7 protein-coding genes are annotated in these 6,000 nt (G+C 63.6%); 3 read left to right on the top strand and 4 right to left on the bottom strand.

Features of this window, described 5'->3' with window-relative positions; translation table 11 throughout:
* Window positions 1–379: 379 nt before the first annotated feature.
* Window positions 380–1,477, bottom strand: coding sequence for an HD-GYP domain-containing protein (locus J6497_RS10515; RefSeq protein ID WP_225704185.1), 1,098 nt, complete (start codon window positions 1,475–1,477; stop codon window positions 380–382).
* A 210-nt stretch (window positions 1,478–1,687) separates the two neighbouring features.
* Here J6497_RS10515 and J6497_RS10510 point away from each other — a divergent pair, with 210 nt between their 5' ends.
* Genes J6497_RS10510 through J6497_RS10500 form a run of 3 tightly spaced genes read left to right on the top strand, consistent with a single transcriptional unit; the run spans window position 1,688 to window position 3,555 of the window.
* Complete coding sequence (locus tag J6497_RS10510; RefSeq protein WP_225704184.1) at window positions 1,688–2,476, top strand: alpha/beta fold hydrolase; 789 nt, start codon at window positions 1,688–1,690, stop codon at window positions 2,474–2,476.
* A complete protein-coding gene (locus tag J6497_RS10505; protein WP_225704183.1) occupies window positions 2,473–2,823 on the top strand; it encodes a hypothetical protein in 351 nt (116 codons plus the stop codon). Before J6497_RS10510 ends, J6497_RS10505 begins: the two co-directional genes overlap by 4 nt.
* Before the next feature lie 60 nt (window positions 2,824–2,883).
* Window positions 2,884–3,555, top strand: coding sequence for a dienelactone hydrolase family protein (locus J6497_RS10500; RefSeq protein ID WP_225704182.1), 672 nt, complete (start codon window positions 2,884–2,886; stop codon window positions 3,553–3,555).
* Window positions 3,556–3,687: 132 nt separating this feature from the next.
* On the opposite strand, the gene J6497_RS10495 is transcribed toward J6497_RS10500, so the two are convergent.
* The 3 genes from J6497_RS10495 to J6497_RS10485 all read right to left on the bottom strand — a co-directional run bounded on the left by J6497_RS10495 (window position 3,688) and on the right by J6497_RS10485 (window position 5,655).
* On the bottom strand, window positions 3,688–4,371 hold the full coding sequence (locus J6497_RS10495; protein ID WP_376708192.1) for a polysaccharide biosynthesis/export family protein: 684 nt from the start codon (window positions 4,369–4,371) through the stop codon (window positions 3,688–3,690).
* 162 nt (window positions 4,372–4,533) lie between these two features.
* On the bottom strand, window positions 4,534–5,190 hold the full coding sequence (msrA, locus tag J6497_RS10490; protein WP_225704181.1) for a peptide-methionine (S)-S-oxide reductase MsrA: 657 nt from the start codon (window positions 5,188–5,190) through the stop codon (window positions 4,534–4,536).
* 147 nt (window positions 5,191–5,337) lie between these two features.
* Window positions 5,338–5,655, bottom strand: a complete 318-nt coding sequence (locus J6497_RS10485) for a hypothetical protein (RefSeq protein ID WP_225704180.1) — start codon at window positions 5,653–5,655, stop codon at window positions 5,338–5,340.
* Between the last annotated feature and the right edge of the window lie 345 nt (window positions 5,656–6,000).

The following is a 6,000-nucleotide window of genomic DNA, read 5'->3' as shown; positions in this document are numbered from 1 at the left end:
ATGGATGATGACCGTGCCACCCATGGGCCGAACAAACAGCCGTTTTGTAGATGGGTCTCATCCTCAGGGCTTCCTCGCCGCAAGCATGCGGAATGTGGGTCCGGACCACACCAGTCCGACCGGATATGAGGTGATGCAGTGAGCTGCAGAAATCTTCGGAAGCCAATCCTCGCCCGGAACACGGTCGGCGCGCTGCGCTACGCATGGCTCCGCGCGCCGCCCTCGCACCGTGCCAACCTCACTCAAGCCAATCGAAAGGCCTTGACTCACAAATCCCCATATGAGGGTGGGCAAAGCGGAGCGTGCCCAACCATTGCCTGCCGAGCACTTGATGGTGGGCACGGCGCATGCGCGCCTTTGCCCACCCTACGGAACTGAATCAATAGTACCCAAACGCGACAGGACGGAACGCCTGCAGCAATTGCTGGTCGAGCTTCCCGCCCATGTCTTCCATCATCGCGAACGCCTTCGCGTGGGTGAACTGCAGCCGATAGGCGCGCTTCTCCACCAGTGCGGCGTAGATGTCGACAATGGTGGTGAGCCGAACGATGTCGCTGATCTGGCCGCCGTGCAAGCCATCCGGATAGCCGGTGCTGTCCAGCATCTCATGATGGTGCAGCACCACGTCGAGCATCTCGGGCGGAAAGCCGCCCTGGACGGAGAGCGCCTCGTAGCCGCGCCTCGGATGCTCGCGCATCTCGGCCATCTCGTCCGCCGTCAATTCGGTCGGCTTGTCGAGGATGGAGGTCGGGATGAACGCCTTGCCGACATCGTGCAGCAGCGCCGCGCGGGCAAGCCGGCGCTGGTCGTCCTCTCGCATGCCGAGGTGCTGCGCGAATGCCACCGCAAAACCGGTGACGAACAGGCAATGGCGATAGGTGTCGGTGTGATGGCAGCCGACCATGGTCAGCCATTCGCGCAAGGACGAGTGCTTGATCGCTTTCAGGATCTTGCGCTCGGCGGCGACGATGTCGCTGAGGTTCAGGGGCACGCCGGCCGGCAGCCCTTCGAAGATCTTGACCATCACCGCATGCGCCGCCTCGACGCCGCGGTTCAGTGCCTTGCCGCGATCGGTTTCATCGTAGCCGTCTGCGTCGGGAAACGCGGAGCGGATGCGCTGCAACAGTCCGGCGGCGTCGAACGGACGCGAGATCGTGTCGGTGGCCCCCAATGCCCAGGCCTGCATGGTCGCGTGGTGCAATGCGTCCTGCAGCACGAACAGCCGCGGCATTTCGCGATAGGCTTCCGTCCTGAGCCTGTTGCGCACGAGCTGCACGCTCTCCGGCGCACGCAGGTTGATGTCGACGACGATGCCCGAAAGATTGGCCGCGGGCTTCTCGGGAAGCTCCGCGGTCGAGATAGTGTCGACCTCGCTGATCGATCTCAAGATCCTGGCCAGCTCGCTGCTTTGGTCGCCTCGGTCCGACGCCAGCAACAGTCGGCGTCTCGACGAGGTCTTGTTGGCTAACGCGGTCATGAAATCCCTGGGCGTTCGCAATGACGATCGACAGCCCAGGCTTAGCCGGGAATGGGTTCCCCGCGGCTTAATGGGCACGATGAACAGCGCTCTAGCGGAAATGCTAGAATTTTAACGATCGGCCTTCCATTTCCGCATTTCCCAACCGCGAAGGGATCGCGCTAGGATCATGCGGCAACTGGATTGCCTGAAGTTGGTCGGGGAAACGCAATGCCGAAGATCGAGCGCGATGGGGTCGAGATCTATTACGAAGTCCACGGCGACGGCCCGCCTTTGCTCCTGACCCACGGCTATTCATCGACCTCGGCGATGTGGCAGGGCCAGATCGCGGCGCTGTCGAAGCACTACAGGCTGGTGCTGTGGGACATGCGCGGCCACGGCCAGTCGGATTATCCCAGCGATCCCTCCGCCTATAGCGAAGCCCTGACGGTGGCCGACATGGCCGCGCTGCTGGATGCGGTCGGCGAGGACAAGGCGATCGTCGGCGGGCTCTCGCTCGGCGGCTATATGTCGCTTGCGTTCTATCGCACCTACCCGGAGCGGGTGCGGGCGCTCTTGATCATCGACACCGGCCCCGGCTTCAAGAAGGACGACGCTCGCGAAGCCTGGAACAAGCGCGCTTACGACACCGCCGAAAAGTTCGAACGCGAGGGCCTGGATCTCCTGAAGTCGTTCAGCCGCGAACGCTCGACGGTAACGCACCGCGATGCCTCGGGTCTTGCGCTTGCTGCGCGCGGCATGCTGACCCAGCGCGATGCGCGCGTGATCGAGTCGCTGCCCGACATCAAGGTGCCGTCGCTGATCGTGGTCGGCGCTGACGACACGCCGTTCCTGGCCGCCTCCGACTATATGGCGGCCAAGATTCCCGGCGCGCAGAAAGTTGTGATCCCGGCGGCCGGCCACGCCGTCAACATCGACCAGCCGCAGGGCTTCATCGAGGCGGTGCTGCCGTTCCTCGATAGCCTCGAGGCGAAGTCGGCGCAGAAGGCGGCGTCATGAGGATAATGGCCGCGACACTGCTCGTGCTCGTCGCTGCTGCGGCACCGGCGCGCGCGCAGCACCTGCCGCCATTTGGCGGTGCTGCCCCTGCGCCGTCCTACTTCACGACGACACTGTCGAACACCGCGCCGCTGGTGTTCGGGATGGACGTGGAAGAGACCTCGCGCGCGCTCGGCACGCCCCTCACCTATATCAGCGGGCGTCCCGGCAATGAGATCTATCTCACCTTCCGCGACATCGGCGGCAGCGGGCTGTTCCCGCACAAGGACCGGCTCTTTCTGCAATTCCGCAAAGGCCGGCTCGCCGGCTGGAAAGCCGATTGGGGCCAGAACTGGATGTGGCGGTAGCCAGCCACCTGCACCTTCGCGAAACGTAGTTGCAACCCTCAAACGAGAAGGGATGACCCCGTGGGAAAAGACATCACACTGACGGCTTCGGACGACTTCAGACTCGGCGGCTACCGCGCGGATCCCGCCGGCGCACCGAAGGGCGCGATCGTGGTGATCCAGGAGATTTTTGGCGTCAACCACCACATCCGCTCGGTCTGCGACCGGCTCGCGCAGGAAGGCTATGTCGCGATCGCGCCCTCGATCTTCGACCGCAGCGAGCCGAATTTCCAGAGCGACTATTCGCCGGAGGAAGTGGCGGTCGCGCGCAAATTCGTCGCCAATCCGGATTGGGCGGCGATGCTGCGCGACACCCAGGCCGCCATTGATGCTGTGAAGGATGTCGGCCCGGTCGGCATCGTCGGCTTCTGCCTTGGCGGCAGCGTTGCCTATGTCGCGGCAACCAAGCTGACTGGCCTCAAGGCAGCCGTCGGCTATTACGGCGGCGCCATCGTCCGCTTTGCCGACGACAAGCCGACGGTGCCGACGCAGCTCCACTTCGGCGAAAAGGACACCGGCATTCCCCTGACCGATGTCGAGACCATCAAGGCCAAGCGGCCTGAGGTCGAGGTCCACATCTATCCGGGCGCGCAGCACGGCTTTCATTGCGACGAACGGGCAAGCTACGACAAGACCAGCGCCGACATCGCCTGGCCGCGCAGCCTGGCGTTTTTCGCGAAGCATTTGAAGTAGCGCGCAGCTTTCTCGGTTGTCATTCCGGGGCACGCGAAGCGTGAGCCCGGAATCCATTCATCCATACGGTTTGCGGCCCGATGGATTCCGGGCTCGATGCTGCGCATCGCCCCGGAATGACGAATGGTGTTGTTAGAACCAGCGCTCGCTGACGAACACCGTGTCGCCGGGGCTCATCGGTGTGCCGAGCGGTACCGTGTAGCGCGCCGCGCCGTTGCCATCAGTATGCGTCAACGTCACCATGTCCCGCTTAGCGCGCGGCGAGAAGCCGCCCGCAATCGCGACCGCGCTCTCGACGGTCATGTTGGGCACGTACGGATATTGTCCGGGCGCAGCGACTTCGCCGAGGATGAAGAAGGGACGATAGGCCTCGATCTCGACGGCGACCGAAGGCTCGCGGATATAGCCGCTGCGCAGCTTTGCCGCGATCTCAGCTGCAAGCCCCGACGTCGTCCGGCCGCGCGCAGGCACCTGCCCGATCAGCGGCATGGTGATCGATCCGGCAGCATCGATCGCGTAGGTGTTGGTGAGACCTTCCTGGCCGTAGACCACGACGCGCAGCCGGTCGCCGGCATCGAGATGATAGGCTGAATCATAGCGGACAGCGGCCCCAGGCGCCGCTGCATAGGCCGCACGGGGCGAAGCGGCAAAAGCGGAGCGAAGGGCGCCGACTGCGCCACCGGTGGTGTCGGCGACCGCCACCGGCGCAGGCGTGGCGGGCCCGCCATAGGCCATCGAATCGAGATCGCTCCGCGCCGGCGCGACCGCGACCGGACCGCTCGTGCGCATGCAGCCCGAGAGCACGAGCGCAGTCATGACGGCAGTGATCGACAATCGAAACGCGCGCACAACCCGCACCGTGGCCATCCCTCAAAAGCGAGACAGCCTAGTCTTGCACCGGTTATGGTTAATAAATGGTTGTTGGAGGCAAACGAATGCCCTCGCCCCGCGCTGGCGGGGCAAGGAGAGAGACAGCGATCAGGCGGTGACGCCGACCCCGATCGGGCACGACACGCCGGTGCCGCCAAGGCCGCAATAGCCCGCCGGATTCTTGGCGAGATACTGCTGATGATAATCTTCCGCGAAATAGAACTCGCCGGCCTTTGCGATCTCGGTCGTGATCGGACCGAGACCCTTGGCCGAAAGCGCTTTCTGGTAGGCGGCCTGCGAGGCCTCCGCCACCTTCCGCTGCGCGTCGTTAAAGGTGTAGATCGCGGAGCGATATTGCGTGCCGATATCGTTGCCCTGACGCATGCCCTGCGTCGGGTCGTGACTTTCCCAGAACGTCTTCAGAAGCTGCTCGTAGGAGATCTTCTTCGGATCGAACACGACCAACACCACTTCGGTGTGGCCGGTACGGCCCGAACAAACCTCCTCATAGATCGGATTTGGCGTGAAGCCGCCGGCATAGCCGACGGCGGTCGTGTAGATGCCGTCGCCGAGTTCCCAGAATTTGCGTTCCGCGCCCCAGAAGCAGCCGAGCCCGAATACCGCCTGCGCCAGGCCTTCAGGGTAAGGCGGCTGCAGCTTGCTGCCATTGACGAAGTGGGTGGTGGCAGTCGGGATCGGCGTGGCGCGTCCCGGCAGCGCTTCGGCTGCAGTCGGCAACGCAGTGGTCTTGCGCGTGAACAACATGGATTACCTCCAGGCGGGACATCGGCCTGAAGCCGAGAGCGGCTTCAGCCGGCTTGGCCATTTATATAGGTGTTTACGTATATAGGTGTTTACGCCGGACCTGGCAGCCCCGTTGCGGGCTCACAACCAAAAGGAGCAAAGTTCCGATCAGTCCCGCGCGTAGCCGATCAGCGGCTTGCGCGGCCGGAACAGGATCATCAACAGGATGCCGGCAACGCCGAGCACGACGAAGACTGGCTGATCGAGGACGACCTTGATCACGCTGTCCCACAGGAAAGGCGCGGTGCGCTCGATCCAGGCGCGGAATGCGGACTGGCTGGACTGGTGGATGTCGTTCCAGAACTGGCCAAAGCGGGTGAAGCTCAAGGTCTGATCGGCGACGAAGCGGGCGCCATCATAGACCATGAAAACGAATCCGCCGGCCAGCAGCAGCAGGCCGATTAGCCGAAAAAACCCGCGGATCATGCCTCACCCTAGTCCCTATCCGCCCCAAGCGCATCAAGGCCCATTAACGGCAGGGAGGGCGGAAATTCAACCTGTTCAGCACCTTGGCGGCCATTTTCTGCCGGATTCCGGCCTTCCGAGCCGGGTGGAAAACGTTGACGCTGGCGGCCGGGCCCTCTATAAGACCGCGCAATGGCGGCGGGCGCAATCCTGCCGCCGCTGTTCTTTGGACGGGCGGCTGCCGGGACTTTTGCTTCTGGGCACGGCTCCCTCAAGAACGCATCTCGAAAACACAGCAGAGTAGATCACACGATTTCAACGGCCGGCGCGCTCGAGCCCGACCAACAGAGCGAACAACGCCGAAGG

It is taken from the genome of Bradyrhizobium cenepequi, from assembly GCF_020329485.1.
GTDB classification, from domain to species: Bacteria; Pseudomonadota; Alphaproteobacteria; order Rhizobiales; family Xanthobacteraceae; genus Bradyrhizobium; species Bradyrhizobium cenepequi.
The sequence above is the reverse complement of the archived record's forward strand: the minus strand, read 5'-3'. Positions and strand labels throughout refer to the sequence as shown.

Coding starts and splice junctions, on each gene's coding strand:
- J6497_RS10495 (WP_376708192.1), bottom strand. CDS start 4,371: ATGACTGCGCTCGTGCTCTCGGGCTGCATGCGCACGAGCGGTCCGGTC.
- msrA (WP_225704181.1), bottom strand. CDS start 5,190: ATGTTGTTCACGCGCAAGACCACTGCGTTGCCGACTGCAGCCGAAGCG.
- J6497_RS10515 (WP_225704185.1), bottom strand. CDS start 1,477: ATGACCGCGTTAGCCAACAAGACCTCGTCGAGACGCCGACTGTTGCTG.
- J6497_RS10510 (WP_225704184.1), top strand. CDS start 1,688: ATGCCGAAGATCGAGCGCGATGGGGTCGAGATCTATTACGAAGTCCAC.
- J6497_RS10485 (WP_225704180.1), bottom strand. CDS start 5,655: ATGATCCGCGGGTTTTTTCGGCTAATCGGCCTGCTGCTGCTGGCCGGC.
- J6497_RS10505 (WP_225704183.1), top strand. CDS start 2,473: ATGAGGATAATGGCCGCGACACTGCTCGTGCTCGTCGCTGCTGCGGCA.